The following is a 16,976-nucleotide window of genomic DNA, read 5'->3' as shown; positions in this document are numbered from 1 at the left end:
CGCAGCAGTCTACGGACAGCCCGATGTCATGACAAGCCGGCGCGGCACGCGCCGGGTCCGCGTCAACGCCGCGGCATGAAGCGCACGTAGTCCCCTTCGCTCACCTTGCCCTGCGACTGCACCGCGCCGACGGCGAAATTAGGCTGCACCTGGCTGATGATGACATCGCCGGCCAAGGTCTCCAGCACGCCCAGTTCGCGCCCGGAGATCAGATCCCGCACCGGTTGCGCGCTCTTGCGCTGGTAGACCAGGAATTTGTCGCCGACCGCAACGCCGTCCAGCGAGCCGGCGTTGATATACACCTGACGCGCGTCGACCAGTTTGACGATGCGGGCGGAGAACGGAATGCAAGAGATCACGTTTCCAATCCGGCTCACCGCCTGATCCAGCGCCCGGTTCACCGCCTGGCCGTAATCGCTCTGCCAGAACGCCGCCGAGGCAAATGGCCGCGGCGGATTGGGCGTCACGTCGCCCTTGGCCAGTTCCGACACCCGGTCTCTGGCCAGCAGCGCGCCGGTCAGCGCGTCGTAAACCCAGACTTCGGCGTCGAACTGGCGCTCAGTGGGCACGTACTTGACCCCGCCGCCAAACAGGCCGGCGAACGGCCCGTTGTAGAAGGTTCCCTGCTGACTGGTGTTATTGGACTCGTAGAGGGATTTGCGCAGCCCCTTGGCGGTGGCGCCGGTGGCGAGCACCCGCCCGGCCACCACGAACTGAGCGTCTTCGGATTGGCCGATGCGTCGGGCGATCTCCGCGCCGGCGGCCGGTTCGGCCACGCGCGAATCCGGCAGCACTGACACCGTGTTGGCGTCCAGCAGGCTGTACATGCGGTTGGCGCCCAGACGCCGCGACAGCTCGGTGGGCAGCCCGGTGGCCAGCTCCGGCATGTCGGACGCCTCCGCCGGCCGGTCCACCTGGAAATAAGTGGTGACGATCTTGCGACGCAGGCTGCGGCCCGGCGGCATCGCGCAGGCGGGCTCCTTGCCGCGCGCGGCGCCGGAGGGCTTGCCGGTGTCCACCTCCACCAATACATGGTAGAGCTTGCCCTGCTGGAATTCCTGCGTCACCTTGACCGCGCCCTGCGCCGGCGCCAACGGCGTCAGCGAGCCGGACTCGCTGCTTTTGCCGTAATCCAGCCCCTGCGAAGCCTCTACTCGCGCGCCCTGGCGCAGCGCCACCATCTTGAGCGCGTCCTGCAACGCCTGCTCGCGCGCGGCGGCCACGCCGTTGTCCAGCGAGGCCACGCCTTCGGCGCGCATGACCTCGGCGCCGACCGGACAAACAAAAGCCGCCGCAAACGCGGCGGCCAACAGGGTACGGAAACGAAACCGCATCATTGAGCCATGTAGTAGTTGCTGTTGTAGCGCGCCGCGCCGCAATTGCCTTCCGCGCACTGCAGGCCGGAAGTGGCGTTCTCCTGCGAAGCCTTCATCACGCTGCCGCCGGTCTTGTCCAGCGCCTGGCGGAATTGTTTGTAGAAATCCTGATCCAGCGTGATCTCGGCCACGGCCTCGCTGGTGCCATCCGGCTTCATGCTGTTGGAAACGATGTTGACCCCGCGCAGATAGGCGTCCACGTAAGTGCGGAAGCTGTCGCTGTTGGCGATCATATTGGACACCGAGCTGTTGCCCACCAGCTTCATGCCCTGCACCTGTTCGGCGATGGCGCGGAAAGCGTCCAGCCGGGCGGCGCGCAGCGCCAGCAGCTTGCGCTGCGACGGCGTCAGGCTGGAGGTGTACGGCGCCGCGCCGCTGCCCACCACCCGCACCACGATGGGCTGATAGGGGTTCACCTCCTTGACCACCACCTTGGGGGCCTCGGTTTCAATGCCCGGGCCGACGAAACCGACGCCGCTCGGCGTCATTCCCGCGGCGGCTCGCGGCGCTTCGGCGGCCTGCGGAGGACGCTCGGCGGTGGCGCAGGCGGACAAGCCCAGCAAGACGGACAGAAAGCAGGCAATACTGGGAATCGTTTTCATGGCAAATACCGTTGGATGTTGCTGGAATTATGAAGCGATCTAAGCGAACGTCAACCGCAACATCGGCATTCCTATGCAAAACTTGAATAAAAACAAAATCCAGATCGCGTCAGCAAGCGCCTACGCCGGCCCGGTTCAACTGCCGCGCCGAGGAAAACCCGGCAGCCAGCGCGGCCTTCTCCTTGGACAGCCCGGCGCCGCGCCATTGACTGGCCAGCGCCAGCCGCAGCCCGGTGTGATAGTCGTGCACCGATACGCCGGCGTGCTCGCGGAACAAGCGCGACAAATGCCTGGCGCTGACGTGCACCTGGCCGGCCAAGTCCTCCACCCTCCAGGCGCGGGCCGGATCAGCGGCGATCAGGTCCTGCGCCTTGTGCACCGCCGGGTGCAAATGGTTGCGGTGCGTCAGCCACGGCGACAACTCCGGGTCGCCGGCGGAACGGCGGAAATACACCACCATGTGGCGCGCCACATCGCGCGCCAGCCCCGGCCCGGCCAGCTCTGCGATCAACTGCAAGGCCAGGTCCACGCCGGCGGTGATGCCGGCGCTGCTGCTGATCGGCCCGTCCTGCACGAATACGCGGTTCTGCTGCACCCTGGCCTGCGGCGCGAGTTGCTGCAGGCGCTCCAGCAAGGTGTGGTGAGTGGTGCACTGGCGGCCGTCCAGCAAACCGGCTTCCGCCGTCAGCAGGCTGCCGGAGCAAATGCTGGCCACGCGCTGGCGGCTGGGGTCCACCTTGCGACGCAGCCAACGCACGATCTCGCGCGCCTCTGGCCGCGCGTAAGCCTCGATCGAATGGGCGGCGCCGCTGATCACCACCAGCGCCTCGTCCGGCAGAACCTCAGGCAATGGCGAGGCGCCCTCAAGGCTCAGGCCCAGCGAGGTGGGCACGCCGGATACCGGCGCGATGAAGTGTGATCGAAACGACGCCCCCAGTTGCGCGGCGATGCGAAAAGCGTCGGCCGGGCCGGCCAGATCCACCAGCAGCAGATTGGGCGGCAACACGAAAAAGACATCAAGCGCCACGCGTCGCCTCCCCCCCGCGCAAGCGCGCCAGCCAGCGCGCGCCGAACACGTTGACCGCCAAGCCGGCCAGCAGCAGCAGGCTGCCGGCGGCTTGCAGCGCGCTCAAGCGCTCGTCCAGCAACACACCGGACGCCAACACGCCCACCACCGGCACCAGCAGCGAAAACGGCGCCACCTTGCCGGCCGGGTGGCGCGACAGCAATCGGCTCCACAAGCCGTAACCGAACAAAGTGGCGACAAAGGCCAGATAGGCCACCGCGAACCAGGCCTGCGGCGTGAAATGCCCCAGAGCGGCGGCGATGCGTTCGCCCCCCTCCAGCCACCAGGACAGCAGGAAGAACGGAATCGGCGGCACCAGGCTGGACCACACCACCAGTCCCAACGGCTGCACGCGGTAGCCGGCGCGGCCCATCTGCCTCACCACCACATTGGACAGCGCCCAGCTGAAGGCGGCGGCGATGGTCAGCCCCAGACCCACCGCCGTCATGCTGCCGCCCTTGCTCAGGCCGATCAAAACCAGGCCGCCCAGGGCCAGCAGCAGCCCGGCCATCTGGCTGGCCTGCCAGCGCTCGCGCAGCCACAAACCGGCCAGGATCAAGGTGAAGAAAGCCTGTGATTGCAGCACCACCGAGGCCAAGCCTGCGGGCATGCCCAGCTTGATGGCGGTGAACAGACAGGCGAACTGGCCGACGCCCACGCTGAGGCCGTAGGCCAGCAGATAGCGCCAGGGCAACGCCGGCCGACGGATGAAGAACAAGGCCGGCACCGCGGCCAGACAGAAGCGCAAGCCGCCCAGCAGCAGAGGCGGCACATCGGACACGCCCCATTTGATCACCACGAAGTTGACGCCCCACACCAGCACGATGGCCAGCGCCTGCAGCAAATCACTCCACGACATCGCCGTCTCCTTGCGCCGACGCCCCCGGCCACAACACCGCCTGGGCGACGATGACGCGCTCGCCGTCGAAGGTTGCCGCCGGCGAGCCGTGCAGCCGGTAACCCAAGGCCAGCGCCTCGCTGACGCGGCGGCAGAAGCCGGCGTCGTCCGGGCCGCTCAGCAGACGATAGGCCGGCATGCCGTCAGGGGGAAGGGTGGGCCGCATGCAATTCTCCCATGGCTGCGCGGCGGGCCCTGCCCGCCGCATTCATTTTAGATAGCGCTTCACAGTACCATCAGACAGTCGCGATGGCGACGGTCAAATACCCGCTCGCTCAGCGCGCCAGCTTGGCCAGCGCCTGCTCCACGCTGACGATATCGGCGAAGCGGCCGGCCAGCACCAGCTCGGTCTTGGCCCGGATTTCCGCCGGGCTGAACACCTGGCCGCTATGCGGATGAGTCATCGCGAAGGTCAACGTGGCCTCGGTGACGAAGTCCACCTCGTAACCCAGGTCGGACGCCACCCGGGTGGTGGTTTCGCAGCATTGCTCGGTGCGGATGCCGGACACGATCAAGCGCTGGACGCCGTGGCGGATCAGCCAGGGCTGCAGGCCGGAATCGGTCAGCGCGTTGTGCACGTGCTTGACGAAGGTGGCGGCCGGCCGGTGGCGCAGCCATTCCAGCGGCCGCACCAGGCCGGAGGCGGCGGAAAAGGCCTCGTCGCCGTCTTCGTGCAGGATGTTGATCACCGGCGCGCCAAGCGCTTCCGCACCGGCGATCAATTGCTGCAGTTTGTCCTGAAAAGCCGGGATCTCGTCTTCCTTCCAATACGGGCGGTGGCGGAATGATTCTTGTGCGTCAATCACCAGCAAGGCGGTTTTCTTCATGGCGGTTTCTCCCTCGCGTCCAGGCTGGACGCTGTTGAACACAGCCCGAATGCTACGGACTCGCGCGCCTTTATTTAACGCTGATTACGGACAAGCCACTGTCAAAAACGGACATCGTGCCCACCGCTTGCGGCGCCGCCGGCGCGGCCGCGATCTCGGCGGCCCTGGCCGGACCGTGCGGCTGGAACTCGTCGTACAGCAACCACAGCGCGGTGGCGGCCATCAATACCCCCATGCTCAGATTAAAACCCAACAAGGCGCGCGGGCTGGCGAGCCAAGCGCGCAAACGTTCGCCGGCCCAAGCCCAGACGCCGATGCACGGCAGGTTGACCACGGCGAACACCGCCGCCAGCATGACCGCGCCCAGCCAGCGCTGACCGTCCGCAGCCGGCATGAACAGGATGGCGGCGTTGATCACCATCACCCAGGCCTTGGGGTTCAACCATTGAAACAGTGCCGCGCCGACAAAACCCAGCGGCCGCGCCGCCGCACCCGCCTCAGGTTGGCCGGCGCGGGCAATCTTCCAGGACAGCCACAATAGATAGGCGCACCCCATCAAGGCCAGCGGCAAGCGCGCGGTCTGGATGCCGTCCAGCAACAGCGACAACAGGCTGCCCACCAGGAACACTTGGAAGGCGCAACCCAGGCTGATGCCCAGCATGTGAGGAATGGTGCGGCGAAAACCGAAATTGACCCCGGACGCGGTCAACATCAGGTTATTGGGGCCGGGGGTGATGGACATCACCGCAACGTAGGACAATAGGGCGAATTCAGGCATGGCGGGCTTCTCTTTCACTTGCTCCGCGCCGTCCATCGACGCGGCATGGCGATGCAAGGGGCCGACGCGGCCCCGTTTTCCCCATCCATGCTACGCAGCGGCTCGCAACGCCAACAGCCGCAGCTGTCACCTTTCGCAGTGGTGACAGCGCGGCATTTCCTCAAACTGTCACCATCACCTATCATGGGTACTGTGTCTGTCTCCCGTCGCCCAAGCGCGGCAAGCTGTCCTCATGGAACCCATTGTCGCTCCCCAAGCCCCCACGCTGTATCAGCAACTGGCCGACGATCTGTCGCTGGCCATCAAGCGCGGCACGCTGCCGCCCGGCGCCAAATTACCGTCGGTGCGGCGCACCTCGCAAAGCCGCCAGCTCAGCCTGAACACCGTGGTGGCCGCCTACCGGGTGCTGGAGGACCGCGGCTTGATCGAGGCCCGGCCGCAATCCGGCTACTACGTGCGGGCGCGGCTGCCGTCGCCGGCTCGGCCGGCGGCCACCCTAAGCAGCCCCGCCGCGCCCACCCGCCCACAGGTCCTGGGCCTGATCGACACCGTGCTGGAGGCGCAGCAGAATGAGGACTACATCGACCTGGCGCTGGCCTGTCCGCATGGAGGAGACTTCTATCCCGGCAGCAAGCTGGGCCGGCTGATGGGGCAGATACTGCGCCGCCAGCCCGGCATGGTCAGCCGTTACGCACTACCGCCGGGCTCCTTGCGGCTGCGCACCCAGATCGCGCGCCGCGGCCTGGAACTGGGCATGACCCTGCAGGCTCAGGACATCGTGCTCACCCACGGCTGCATGGAAGCGCTGCAATTGGCGCTGCGCGCGGTCACCCGGCCCGGCGACACCGTGGGGCTGGAATCGCCCACCTATTTCAACCTGCTGCCGCTCATCGCCAGCCTGGGTCTGAAAACGGTGGAAATTCCCACCGATCCGCAAACCGGCCTGTCCATCGACGCGGTGGAACTCTTGCTGGCGGAAAAGCGCATCAACGCGCTGGTGGCGATGCCCAATGTGCACAACCCGCTGGGCTCGACCATGCCGCTGGAAGCCAAGAAGCGGCTGGCGCGGATGATCACCCGCCACCAGGTGCCGCTGATCGAGGACGCCTTGTACGCCGAGCTGCAGTTCGGCGACACCCTGGCGCCGGCGGTCAAGGCCTTCGACGACGAAGGCTGGGTCATCGTCTGCTCCAGCTACACCAAGACGCTGGCGCCGGACTTCCGCATCGGCTGGATGGAAGGGGGCCGTTTCGGTCACACGCTGCGCCAGCTCAAGTTCGCCTCCTCCGTGGCGGAGCCGGCGGTGCTGGCGGAAACCCTGGGCGCCTTCCTGGAGTCCGGCGGCTACGACCATCATCTGCGCGCGCTGAAGCGGCGCTACGCCGCCCACGTGGAGAAGGTGCGCGGCATGATCGCGCGCCACTTCCCGGCCGGCACTCACGCCACGGCGCCTTCCGGCGGCTTTCTGATCTGGGTGGAGCTGCCCGAGGACATCGACGCGGTGGCGCTGTTCCACGCCGCCATCGCGGAGAAAATCAGCATCATGCCCGGCCCGCTGTACTCCCCCAGCGGCCGCTATCCCAACGCCCTGCGGCTGTCCTGCTGCTATCCGCTGGACGAACGCTATCTGGCGGCGCTGGCGCGCGTCGGTGTTCTGGCCGGCCAGCTCCGGCGCTCCTGACGACCCGCCGGCGGCGCCTCCACGCGGTGGGCGTCGGGCGAGCCCGCGCCGAGCCGCGCGCGAAGACATTTTCAAGCCGCGCGAGGGTTTTTATGAACCGCTCATATTGCTATTAAGTAGTTGGCCTTTTTGCAATCCATGCCTAACAATGAAGCAAGACCTGACCGCGCCCGCAACGGGCGCGAGCGCAGAAAGAGACTTCATGCCGACGACCAAGAAACCAGCCGCCGACAGCAGGTCCGCCGCCGGCAAACACCAGCGCCGTCTGCGCGATCTGCTGAATCGCTACGACGCCGCCTTCTCCGCTGGCGCGTCGCTGGACAGCTTGTTACGCCAACTGGAACAACTGCGCGATTACGCGCTGCGCCACGCCATCGGCGAAGCGCAAATCTTGTCCGCGCTGGCCGCCCAACCCTTCCTGCCTCAGGACAGCGCCGCCGGACGGCAGGCGCGGCAGATGCTGACGGACATGACTCACAATCTGGGACGGCAACTGCTGCAGCCGGCGCAGCCCTCCTCCGCCAAGCCGCTGTCGCCGGCTCAGGCCATGCTGGAACAATTGGAAGACGGCGTGCTGCTGCTAGAGCCTGCAGGCCAACAAGTGCTGTACGCCAACGCCGCGCTGATGGAGTGGCTGGGCCTCGCCAACGCCCCCGCCTATCCTGTCGCACTCTCCGCGCTGGCGCCCGGCAGCGGGCTGACCGAAGCGTTGCGTCCGTTGCTGGCCTTGCCCAAGGGCAAGCCCAGCCAAATCGCCGCTACCCCGCTGCGTCGGCCGGGAGGCGAAGTCGGCCATGCCGACATCCGCGCGCGGCCGTTGCGGGCGGATGATCATGACTGCCTGTTGCTGACCTTTCACGACGCCACCGACCGGCTCACCTCTGAACAATTGCTGACACGCCATCTGGACATTCTCGCCCAACTGGCCGGCCTGTCCGCGGAACTGGCCAGCCAGCCGGCCGAAACGCTGTGGGCGCGCATGAGCGGCCTGCTGGAGCGCGTGGGCCGCTTCCTCGGCGCGGATCACTGCCTGTTGGCCCTGCTTGATATCGACGGCAAGCAAGTGCGCATCGCCCGCGAGTGGCGGCGCGAGGCGCGAGGAGCCGGCCCTCCGGCCGAAACGCCGGTCATTCCTCGTTCCAAGCTCTACTGGCTGGAACAACAACTGGGCCAGCAGCGCACGTTGCAGCTGAACGACAGCGCCGACGCGCCGGAAGCCGCCGCCGTCCTGCGGCAATTGCTGGGCGACAACGGACAGAGCGCGCTGCTGGCCACGCTGCGGCCTCGCCAATGCTGGCGCGGCGTGCTGGCGGTCAGCGCGCCGGCCCCCCACAGCTGGCTGTGGATAGAACAGCACATGCTGCAATCGGTGGCGGACATGCTGTCCAACTTCCTGGATCGCAGCCAGTACCACAGCGATGCCCAACGCCGCCAGAGCGAGGCGCTGGCCCAGGCGCGCATCGGTCATTGGGAATGGCGACGCGGCGACTCCGCGCCGCATTGGTCCGACGAGCTGTATCAACTGTGGCGGCTGGACCCTGCGCGGCCTCCCCCGCCGCTGACGCAATTGCCCGCGCTGCTGCCGCCCGGCGACTGGCATCCGCTGCGCCGCTGCCTGCGCCAAGTGTTGCGCCGGCGCGAAACCGCTCAACTGGACCATCGCATCCTGCTGCCGGACGGCGGCAACCGCTACGTGCGCCATCACATCGCGCTAGAACAGGATGACCGCGGCCGCGTCCTCCGCCTGAGCGGCACCTTGCAGGACATCAGCGAATTCAAGCTCCGCGAGCAGACCCTGCAACAAGCCGCGGCGGTCTACGAGCACACGCTGGAAAGCGTGATGATCGCCGACGCCGACCTGCGCATCCTCGACGTCAACTCCGCCTTCAGCGCGCTCACCGGCTACGCCCGCGCCGATCTTCTGGGGCAAAGCCCGCGCTTATTGCACTCCGGACGCCACGACGCCGGCTTCTACCGCCGGCTATGGCAGGCGGTGGCGGAACACGGCCGCTGGCAAGGCGAGATATGGAATCGGCACAAGGACGGCAGCGTGGAGCCGGCCTGGCTCACCGTCACCGCGGTGCGCGACGGCTACGGCGCGGTGCGCAACTATGTCGGCGTGTTCTCCGATATCGCCCAGATCAAGAAATCCGCCGCCGAAATGGCGCATCTGGCGCATTACGACTCCTTGACCACTCTACCTAATCGGCTGCTGTTTCTGTCGCGGCTGGAGCACGCCATTCAGACCGCCAAGCGCGAGCACCGCCGTGTGGCGGTGCTGTTCATCGATCTGGACAACTTCAAGCAGATCAACGACACCCGCGGCCACGGCGCCGGCGACCGCCTGCTGGTGGAAGTGGCCGCCCGGCTCAAGGACTGCCTGCGCGCCAACGACACAGTGGCCCGCATCGGCGGCGACGAGTTTCTGATCCTGCTGGAGAACCAGAAAGCAGACAACCCGGTCATCGACATCGCCAACAAAATCGTCAAAGCCTGCGCCCGGTCGTTCCGGCTGGAAGAACAAGAGGTGGAAGTGGGCTGCAGCGTGGGCATCAGCATCTACCCGCGCGACGGCCAAGACGCGGACACCCTGATGCGCAACGCCGACGCCGCCATGTACCAGGCCAAAAACGACGGCAAGGGCGCCTTCCGCTTTTACACCGAGGAGTTGACCCAGCGCGCGCGGCTACGGGTGGAACAGGAGCGAGAACTCCGCCTGGCGTTGGAGAGGCGAGAGCTGTTTCTGGTGTTCCAGCCCAAATACCACCTGCAAAGCGGCGCCCTAGTCGGCGCCGAGGCCTTGCTGCGCTGGCAACATCCAAGCCTGGGTCTGATTGGGCCGGACACTTTCATTCCGCTTGCGGAGGAAACCGGCCTGATCATTCCAATCGGCAGCTGGCTGATCCGCCACGCCTGCGGCATCTTGCGCCGCTGGCAGGATGCCGGCATCTCTCCGGGCGTGCTCAGCCTCAATATCGCCGGGGCGCAAATCCAGCGCGCCCCCATCCTGCAAACGCTGAAACAGGCGCTGCGCGACTGCCGGATTCCGCCGAGGCAGATCGAACTGGAAATCACGGAACGCTTCGTGATGAGCAATCCGGACGCGCATCTGAAAGTGCTGCGCGAACTGCGCCAGCTGGGAGTAGGCCTGTCCATCGACGATTTCGGCACCGGCTACTCCTCGCTCAGCTATCTGCGCCAACTGCCGGTGCAAACGCTGAAAATCGACCAATCCCTGGTGCGCGGCCTGCCGGACCACGAACACGAGGCCAGCATCAGCTTGGCCATCATCTCGCTAGCCAAAACCCTGCGTCTCGGCTTGGTGGCCGAAGGCGTGGAGAACGAGGCTCAGCGTCGCTTCCTGCTGGACGCCGGCTGCGAGCACGGACAAGGCTTTCTCTACGCCCGGCCGCTGCCGGAAGACGAGTTCGCAGAACTGGTCAAAAACGGCGGCTTGGCCCCGCTCCGCCCCTGAGAACCTGTTCAAAGTCTCGCGCGCCAGGGTGTGACGCTGAACAGACCCCATGCCGCCAAGGCGAAGAAACCGACTTGCCGATCAGATTTTCAACACAGCGACGGCGGCGGCGGATAAATCCATCTCCCTGATTTTTTTGTGAAAACCTCCTCTTCGCCGCGCCTGATTCGGCCATTGCCGGAAAAATCCTTGTATTTTTCTGACAAATCAGTGCGTTAGATATATAATACCGTTCGCCTCAGATTTTCTGATCGTTCCGGCAGCTGCCTGCTGGACGCTCCGCCTTGCCTGAGGGCTGCCTGTGAAGCCAGCCCCTCCCTAGCTTGGTTACCGAATAGACGCGCCAATAGCACCCGCTCGCGGCAGTCCACGTGACTGCCGCTGTGGCTGTTGGCCTACCGTATTAGAAAGGAATCGTAATGTCCAAAGAAGACATGATCGAACTGGAAGGTGTTGTCATTGAAATGTTGCCCGAGTCCCGCTTCCGCGTGCGCCTGGACAACAACGTCGAAATCCTTGCCTATGGCTCGGGCAAGATGAAGATGCACCGTATTCGCGTTCTGGTAGGCGACCGCGTCACTGTAGAGATGTCGCCCTACGACTTGACCAAGGGCCGCATCAATTTCCGTCATCCGACGGCGCCGGCCGGCGGCGGCACTCCTCGCCCGCATCACAACCGACGCCGTTGATCTGCCGGCATGATCCGCTATCGCGGTCATGCCCTGGAGCAACATTTGCGAGTCAATGAACTCAAACCAGGCGATTACATCGCCGAACAACACGATAGCGCCGCGATCACTTTTACCGTGATTGCGGTCCATGCAGCAGGACGTCACTGTCACATCACCTTTTCGTCAGAATTGGGGCTGGATTCCGCCAGTTACCCGCACGACGCCTGGATCAACGCCTCTCGCCCCTGAGACGGCCGCACAGTTACGATTGACGCCTAAAGCCGCACCCTGCCCGGGATCTCACCCCGGCGCCAGCCGCGGCCGCTTCCGCCTTGTTTGTCCGAACCCGGCTTAGCCTCGGGTCGGCCGCATTGCCGCGTCAATCTGATTCTCCCTAAAAAAGTCATTTGACATATCAAAAATTGGTTCCATAGTGGTATCTATGCCGTGCGTCGCGCACGGCAGAAAACCACCTAAGGGGCCTCGAAAAAACCATCGCGAGCGGTTTGTTAAGTACGGCGCGACGACGCTGCCGGACCGCGCACTGGGTTTGTCCAGGCCCCCATAAACGGCTGCCCCGATTCCACGCGGCACCCACCGCGTCGGCAGCTCGACAAAGGAGCCAACATGCGCAAACCCTTCTCCGCCCTGCTGCTCGGCCTGGCCTGCCAGGCCGTATTCGCCGCGCCCTGGAACGCCGGCGCTGCCTACCAAGCCGGACAACAAGTCCGATGGCAAGGCCAGGACTGGCAGGCGAAATGGCGCACCCGCGCCGAAACGCCGGCCGCCAATCCTAGAGGCAGTTGGACGCCGGTGGCGGCGGCCAAAGCCGCGGCGCAGGCCGAACCGGGCCAGCCTCAGCCGCCCACTCTGCAGCAAGCGCTGCAATACGAGGCAGCCCTGACCGATACCGCTTTCTTCCGCAACGTCAAAGCCTCGATCCGCACCTTGCCCAACGCTCAGGTGGAGCAAGTTGCGCCCGGCAGCGCAGCCAATCCGCTGAACGTGCGCCGGGTGGAACGGCTGCTGCCGGCGGCCAAGTGGGAGTATTACTTCTCGCGCCGCGACGCCAGCTACAGCTACCAGCGCTTCCTGCAGGCCATCGCCAAGTTTCCCGCCATTTGCGACGACTACAGCGACGGCCGCGACGGTGACGCCATTTGCCGCCACAGCCTGGCCACCATGTTCGCCCACTTCGCCCAGGAAACCGGCGACCACAACCGCAGCGACACGGTGCCGGAATGGCGCCAGGGCCTGAAATATCTACGCGAGATGGGTTGCGACGAAACCGGCCCCGGCTGCGGCTACAACACCGAATGCGCCGACCCGGTGTTCAACAAGGTGTGGACCTGCGGCAAGAACGCCGATGGCAGCTGGAAGAAATACTTCGGCCGCGGCGCCAAACAGCTGTCCTACAACTACAACTACGGCCCCTTCTCCCAGGCCATGTACAACGGCGACCAGTCGGTGCTGCTGAAGAACCCGGACCTGGTGGCCTCCACCTGGCTCAATCTGACCTCGGCCACTTTCTTCTTCGTCTTCCCGCAGCCGCCGAAACCATCGATGCTGCACGTGCTGGACGGCACTTGGGTGCCCAACGCCGCGGACAAGGCCGCCGGGGCCGGCAACAACTTCGCCACCACCATCCAGATCGTCAACGCCGAGTGCGGCGGCGGCACCGAACGTCAAGCGGCGCAGAATCGCATCGACTACTACCGCCAATTCGCCAAAGATCTAGGCTGGGACTACGGCAACGAACAACTGTCCTGCGCCAATATGCAGCGCTTCAGCGCCGCCAGCTCCGCCGCCTACAACATCTATTGGGAAAAGGACTGGAAATGGGGCAATGACTACAAATGCCAGTTGGTGAATTACCAGACACCGTACAGCGCGCTGCAAGCCGGCAACTACCAGCGCTGCGTCGAGGACAACTGGAACGTCAAGCTGAAATGAAATCGGCCGGCTCCGCTCACGCGGGGCCGGCCTCGCCAACGACTCTTGTTCACCCGTGCGTCACCTCCCTGTCCATTGGCCATGTCTCGGCTCCACGATAGGTCATCACGGCTAAACGCCGCGTCAATCCGGCGGCGACCACTCTAAAAATCGCATCAAGAACCTCAGCCCCTGCGCAAAGTCCGCTGTACTTCCTGAGCCCTGCTCTTACGAGCCTGTTCAAAGTCCCGCGAGCGAGGGCGAGACAAGGCGAAAACCACTGAGAGAGCGGAGTGTGCACGTGGTACATAAGCATCTCGAAAGCGATTTCAACGCCGTATCGCCGACGCGCAGCTGATCGTAAACAGGTTCTAAAGCCCAGCGGACTTTGGACAGGGTCGCGGGCACGGCGCTTGCTTCAACCAAGCCGTCCCGTTCTCCCCGGTGCCGCAATGTCCGCCCCTCCGCCGCTGCGCCTGCTGCTGGTCAACGACCACGCCAAAACCATCGCTTCGCTGCGCCAGGCGCTGGCGCGCGCCGGCTACGCCGTCGCCGCCGAAGTGGACGGAGCCGCGGCCTTGCTGCAGGCGGTGGAAGGGCTGCGGCCCGACGTGGTGATCGTGGACACCGAATCGCCATCACGCGACACCCTGGAGCAGCTGGCGCTGCTAGGCGAAATCGCCCCGCACCCGGTGGTGATGTTCGCCGATCAGGGCGACCTGCCCACGATAGAAGCCGCGGTCCACGCCGGCGTGGCCGCCTACGTGGTGGACCAGGCCGACGCCGCGCGGCTGGCGCCCATCATCGACCTGGCCCGCGCTCGCTTCGCCGAGGATGGCAGGCTGCGGCGACGGCTGGCGGCGGCGGAACAACAGCTGGCCGAACGCAAGCTGATCGAGCGCGCCAAGGGCATTCTGATGGACAAACGCCGGCTCAGCGAAAACGACGCCTACCAGGCGCTGCGCCAGCAGGCAATGCGCGAGGGCCTACGCATCGCCGAGCTTGCCCGGCAACTGATCAAAGCAGCCGAGTTGCTGGGCTGAACCATAAGGACACTCCCATGACCGCCCCGTACCGCCTGCGCCTGGGCTATCTGCCGCTAACCGACAGCGCGCCGCTGATCGTCGCGCGCCAGCTGGGGTTGGACCGCCGCCACGGCCTGGAATTGGAACTGCTGCGCCAGCCTTCGTGGAGCGCGGTGCGCGACAAGCTGCTGGACGGCCGCCTGCACGCCGCCGCGGCGCTGTACGGCCTGGCCTACGGCATGAAACTGGGCCTCGCCGGCCCGCAAGCCGACATGGCGCTGCTGATGACGCTGAACCAAAACGGCCAGGCCATCACCCTCAGCCACCCGCTGGCCGACGCGCTGACCGCGTCGCCGGAACAGGCACTGCGCCGCCGCGTCCGTCAAGACGGCCCGCCGTTGACGCTGGCTCACACCTTCCCCGCCGGCACCCATGCCTTGTGGCTCAATTACTGGCTGGCCGCGCAAGGCCTGGACCCACGGAGCGACGCGCGCCTGGTGGTAATTCCTCCGCCGCAGATGGGCGCGGCGCTGGAAGCCGGCCAGTTGGACGGCTTTTGCGCGGGCGAGCCCTGGCACCAGCAGGCGGCGGCGCGTCAGGCCGGCCGCATCGTCGTCGTCAGCGGCGAGATCTGGCCAGGCCACCCGGAGAAAGCCCTGCTCTGCCGCCGCGATTTCGCGCAAAAAGAGCCGGCCGCCTCCGTTGCGCTGATCATGACGCTGCTGGAAGCCTGCCGCTGGCTGGAGCACAGCGAACACCGCCGCCAAGCGGCACGCTGGCTGGCGCGGCCGGAACACATTGGTCTGCCGGAAACGCTGATCGCCGCCACCCTGCCCTCGGTCGCAGCCGGCGCGACCGCGCTGCGCTTCTTCGACCAAGGCCGGGTCAACTATCCCTATCCGTCCGACGGCATCTGGTTCGTCGACCAGTTCCGGCGCTGGGGCTGGCTGCGCGGCGACGAGGACGCTCAAACCGTGGCCGCCGAGGTCAGCCAGACCCGGCTCTACCGGCAGGCGGCGGACGCGCTGGGCCTGCCGCTCCCGGCCCGGCCGCAGCACAGCGGCCGCTTGTGCGACGGTGTGGACTGGGACGGACAAGCGCGCTACCCCGCAGCCTTGGGCCTGCCTGGCTGAGAACCTTCATGCTGCAACGCACAAACACAGTGCGCGGCTGGCTCTTTTCGCACCAGCGCGGTGCGCTTTTTCCACCGCAAGCCTAGATAAAGCCAGGCTTTCCTCCACCCCATGGCTGGCACGGCGTTTGCATAAGTCAAGCCGGGCCTGGCACAAAGACGTGCCGTGCCCACCCCAAATGCTTGTCCGGCCAATGGCGGCCGGGACGGCAACGGACAACGGCGTCCGCTCCTGCTATCACCGAGGAGCGAACGCCGTTTTTATTTTGGCCGGCCCCCGGCCGCTCGCGGCACAGGAGTTTCGCATGGACCGTTCTTTCTGGCACAGCGGGCACAAGCCCACCTTGCTGTCCACCTTTCTCTATTTCGACCTCAGCTTCATGGTCTGGTACCTGCTGGGCCCGTTGCAGGTGCCCATCGCCGCGGCGCTGGGCCTGGACACTCGCGAACGCGCGCTGATGGTGGCCACCCCCATTCTGGCCGGCGCGCTGCTGCGGCTGGCCGTCGGCATGCTGGCGGACCGCATCGGCGCCAAGCGCACCGGACTGATCGCTCAGATCATCGTCATAGCCGCCCTGCTGGCCGCCTGGCGCGTCGGCCTCTCCAGCCTGGGCGGCGCGCTGCTGCTGGGCCTGTTCCTGGGCGTGGCCGGCGCCTCCTTCGCCGTGGCGCTGCCGCTGGCCTCGCGCTGGTATCCGCCGGCCCATCAGGGCACGGCGCTGGGCATCGCCGGCGCCGGCAATTCCGGCACCGTGCTGGCGGCGCTGTTCGCGCCGGCGTTGGCGCTGCACTTTGGCTGGCAGAACGTGTTCGGCCTCGCCTGCCTGCCCTTGCTGCTGGTTCTGCTGCTGTTCGCCCGGATGGCCAAGGACGCTCCCGGCTCGCCGCCGCCCAAACGCTGGGCGGATTACCTGGCGGTGCTGGGGCAGCGCGACGCCTGGTGGCTGATGCTGTTCTACGCCATCACCTTCGGCGGTTTCGCCGGCTTCGCCAGCGCGCTGCCCGGCTATTTCCACGACCAGTTCGGCTTCGACGCCAAGACCGCCGGCCTCTACACCGCCGCCTGCGTGTTCGCCGGCTCGATGATGCGACCGCTGGGCGGCGTGCTGGCGGACCGCGTAGGCGGCACCCGCTCGCTGCTGGCCGTCTATCTGGCGGTGGCGGCGCTGTTGTTCGCAGCCGGCCTTGAGCCCGGCGGCGCCGGCGGCGCGCTGCTGCTGTTCGTGCTGGCCATGCTCTGCCTGGGCGCCGGCAACGGCGCGGTGTTCCAGCTGGTGCCGCAGCGCTTCGGCGACGAAATCGGCGCGGTCACCGGCCTGATCGGCATGGCCGGCGGCGTCGGCGGCTTCCTGCTGACGGCCGGCCTGGGCGTGATCAAGCAGGCCAGCGGCGGCTACGCCATCGGACTGTGGCTGTACGCCGCGCTGGCGCTGGCGGGCTGGGCCGGCCTGGCCGGGCTGCGCCAACGCTGGCGCGCCGGCTGGTCTCTCGCCAGCGCCCGACTCTGAAACCG

Annotated in this window: 15 protein-coding genes; 8 read left to right on the top strand and 7 right to left on the bottom strand. The window is 66.3% G+C overall.

Features of this window, described 5'->3' with window-relative positions; all coding sequences use genetic code 11:
• Positions 1–62 precede the first annotated feature (62 nt).
• The 7 genes from GYH29_RS07160 to GYH29_RS07130 all read right to left on the bottom strand — a co-directional run bounded on the left by GYH29_RS07160 (position 63) and on the right by GYH29_RS07130 (position 5,547).
• The gene (locus GYH29_RS07160; RefSeq protein WP_232060534.1) at positions 63–1,259 is read right to left on the bottom strand and encodes a flagella assembly protein FlgT middle domain-containing protein; all 1,197 of its coding nucleotides are present in this window, start codon (positions 1,257–1,259) and stop codon (positions 63–65) included.
• A 74-nt stretch (positions 1,260–1,333) separates the two neighbouring features.
• Entirely contained in the window at positions 1,334–1,978 is a 645-nt protein-coding gene (locus tag GYH29_RS07155; protein WP_039756774.1) for an LPP20 family lipoprotein, read from the bottom strand.
• Positions 1,979–2,087: 109 nt separating this feature from the next.
• The gene (locus GYH29_RS07150) at positions 2,088–3,005 is read right to left on the bottom strand and encodes a GlxA family transcriptional regulator (RefSeq protein WP_043591635.1); all 918 of its coding nucleotides are present in this window, start codon (positions 3,003–3,005) and stop codon (positions 2,088–2,090) included.
• Positions 2,995–3,903, bottom strand: coding sequence for an EamA family transporter (locus GYH29_RS07145; protein ID WP_019104371.1), 909 nt, complete (start codon positions 3,901–3,903; stop codon positions 2,995–2,997). Before GYH29_RS07145 ends, GYH29_RS07150 begins: the two co-directional genes overlap by 11 nt.
• Positions 3,890–4,108 carry a DUF1737 domain-containing protein gene (locus tag GYH29_RS07140; RefSeq protein ID WP_039756772.1) on the bottom strand — a complete coding sequence of 73 codons (219 nt, stop codon included), beginning with the start codon at positions 4,106–4,108 and terminating at the stop codon, positions 3,890–3,892. The genes GYH29_RS07145 and GYH29_RS07140 overlap by 14 nt, the downstream gene beginning before the upstream one ends.
• Before the next feature lie 109 nt (positions 4,109–4,217).
• Positions 4,218–4,769, bottom strand: a complete 552-nt coding sequence (locus tag GYH29_RS07135) for an isochorismatase family protein (RefSeq protein ID WP_043591637.1) — start codon at positions 4,767–4,769, stop codon at positions 4,218–4,220.
• A 70-nt stretch (positions 4,770–4,839) separates the two neighbouring features.
• Positions 4,840–5,547, bottom strand: a complete 708-nt coding sequence (locus GYH29_RS07130) for a LysE family translocator (RefSeq protein ID WP_081950335.1) — start codon at positions 5,545–5,547, stop codon at positions 4,840–4,842.
• A 232-nt stretch (positions 5,548–5,779) separates the two neighbouring features.
• On the opposite strand from GYH29_RS07130, the gene GYH29_RS07125 reads away from it, so the two are divergent.
• From GYH29_RS07125 to GYH29_RS07090, 8 genes are all read left to right on the top strand, one after another.
• The gene (locus tag GYH29_RS07125; protein ID WP_043591639.1) at positions 5,780–7,228 is read left to right on the top strand and encodes an aminotransferase-like domain-containing protein; all 1,449 of its coding nucleotides are present in this window, start codon (positions 5,780–5,782) and stop codon (positions 7,226–7,228) included.
• Between the two features lie 202 nt (positions 7,229–7,430).
• The gene (locus GYH29_RS07120) at positions 7,431–10,703 is read left to right on the top strand and encodes an EAL domain-containing protein (RefSeq protein ID WP_161523433.1); all 3,273 of its coding nucleotides are present in this window, start codon (positions 7,431–7,433) and stop codon (positions 10,701–10,703) included.
• Between the two features lie 419 nt (positions 10,704–11,122).
• Complete coding sequence (infA, locus tag GYH29_RS07115) at positions 11,123–11,392, top strand: translation initiation factor IF-1 (RefSeq protein ID WP_019104365.1); 270 nt, start codon at positions 11,123–11,125, stop codon at positions 11,390–11,392.
• Between the two features lie 9 nt (positions 11,393–11,401).
• Positions 11,402–11,623, top strand: a complete 222-nt coding sequence (locus GYH29_RS07110; RefSeq protein WP_019104364.1) for a hypothetical protein — start codon at positions 11,402–11,404, stop codon at positions 11,621–11,623.
• A 378-nt stretch (positions 11,624–12,001) separates the two neighbouring features.
• Positions 12,002–13,327, top strand: a complete 1,326-nt coding sequence (locus tag GYH29_RS07105; RefSeq protein ID WP_198001648.1) for a glycoside hydrolase family 19 protein — start codon at positions 12,002–12,004, stop codon at positions 13,325–13,327.
• A gap of 431 nt (positions 13,328–13,758) precedes the next feature.
• Entirely contained in the window at positions 13,759–14,349 is a 591-nt protein-coding gene (locus GYH29_RS07100) for an ANTAR domain-containing response regulator (protein WP_019104471.1), read from the top strand.
• Between the two features lie 17 nt (positions 14,350–14,366).
• Complete coding sequence (locus tag GYH29_RS07095) at positions 14,367–15,464, top strand: CmpA/NrtA family ABC transporter substrate-binding protein (RefSeq protein WP_052052058.1); 1,098 nt, start codon at positions 14,367–14,369, stop codon at positions 15,462–15,464.
• Between the two features lie 304 nt (positions 15,465–15,768).
• Positions 15,769–16,971 (top strand): nitrate/nitrite transporter, encoded by a 1,203-nt coding sequence (locus GYH29_RS07090; RefSeq protein WP_161523432.1) that lies wholly within the window; start codon positions 15,769–15,771, stop codon positions 16,969–16,971.
• Positions 16,972–16,976 lie beyond the last annotated feature (5 nt).

The sequence above is a fragment of the Chromobacterium haemolyticum genome (assembly GCF_009936155.1).
Lineage (GTDB): Bacteria > Pseudomonadota > Gammaproteobacteria > Burkholderiales > Chromobacteriaceae > Chromobacterium > Chromobacterium haemolyticum.
This window is presented reverse-complemented; position numbering and strand designations above follow the sequence as displayed.

Excerpts from the sequence above, each read along its gene's own strand:
- GYH29_RS07160 (WP_232060534.1), bottom strand. The coding sequence starts at position 1,259 with ATGCGCGCCGAAGGCGTGGCCTCGCTGGACAACGGCGTGGCCGCCGCG.
- GYH29_RS07155 (WP_039756774.1), bottom strand. The coding sequence starts at position 1,978 with ATGAAAACGATTCCCAGTATTGCCTGCTTTCTGTCCGTCTTGCTGGGC.
- GYH29_RS07145 (WP_019104371.1), bottom strand. The coding sequence starts at position 3,903 with ATGTCGTGGAGTGATTTGCTGCAGGCGCTGGCCATCGTGCTGGTGTGG.
- GYH29_RS07140 (WP_039756772.1), bottom strand. The coding sequence starts at position 4,108 with ATGCGGCCCACCCTTCCCCCTGACGGCATGCCGGCCTATCGTCTGCTG.
- GYH29_RS07135 (WP_043591637.1), bottom strand. The coding sequence starts at position 4,769 with ATGAAGAAAACCGCCTTGCTGGTGATTGACGCACAAGAATCATTCCGC.
- GYH29_RS07130 (WP_081950335.1), bottom strand. The coding sequence starts at position 5,547 with ATGCCTGAATTCGCCCTATTGTCCTACGTTGCGGTGATGTCCATCACC.
- GYH29_RS07125 (WP_043591639.1), top strand. The coding sequence starts at position 5,780 with ATGGAACCCATTGTCGCTCCCCAAGCCCCCACGCTGTATCAGCAACTG.
- GYH29_RS07120 (WP_161523433.1), top strand. The coding sequence starts at position 7,431 with ATGCCGACGACCAAGAAACCAGCCGCCGACAGCAGGTCCGCCGCCGGC.
- infA (WP_019104365.1), top strand. The coding sequence starts at position 11,123 with ATGTCCAAAGAAGACATGATCGAACTGGAAGGTGTTGTCATTGAAATG.
- GYH29_RS07110 (WP_019104364.1), top strand. The coding sequence starts at position 11,402 with ATGATCCGCTATCGCGGTCATGCCCTGGAGCAACATTTGCGAGTCAAT.
- GYH29_RS07105 (WP_198001648.1), top strand. The coding sequence starts at position 12,002 with ATGCGCAAACCCTTCTCCGCCCTGCTGCTCGGCCTGGCCTGCCAGGCC.
- GYH29_RS07100 (WP_019104471.1), top strand. The coding sequence starts at position 13,759 with ATGTCCGCCCCTCCGCCGCTGCGCCTGCTGCTGGTCAACGACCACGCC.
- GYH29_RS07095 (WP_052052058.1), top strand. The coding sequence starts at position 14,367 with ATGACCGCCCCGTACCGCCTGCGCCTGGGCTATCTGCCGCTAACCGAC.
- GYH29_RS07090 (WP_161523432.1), top strand. The coding sequence starts at position 15,769 with ATGGACCGTTCTTTCTGGCACAGCGGGCACAAGCCCACCTTGCTGTCC.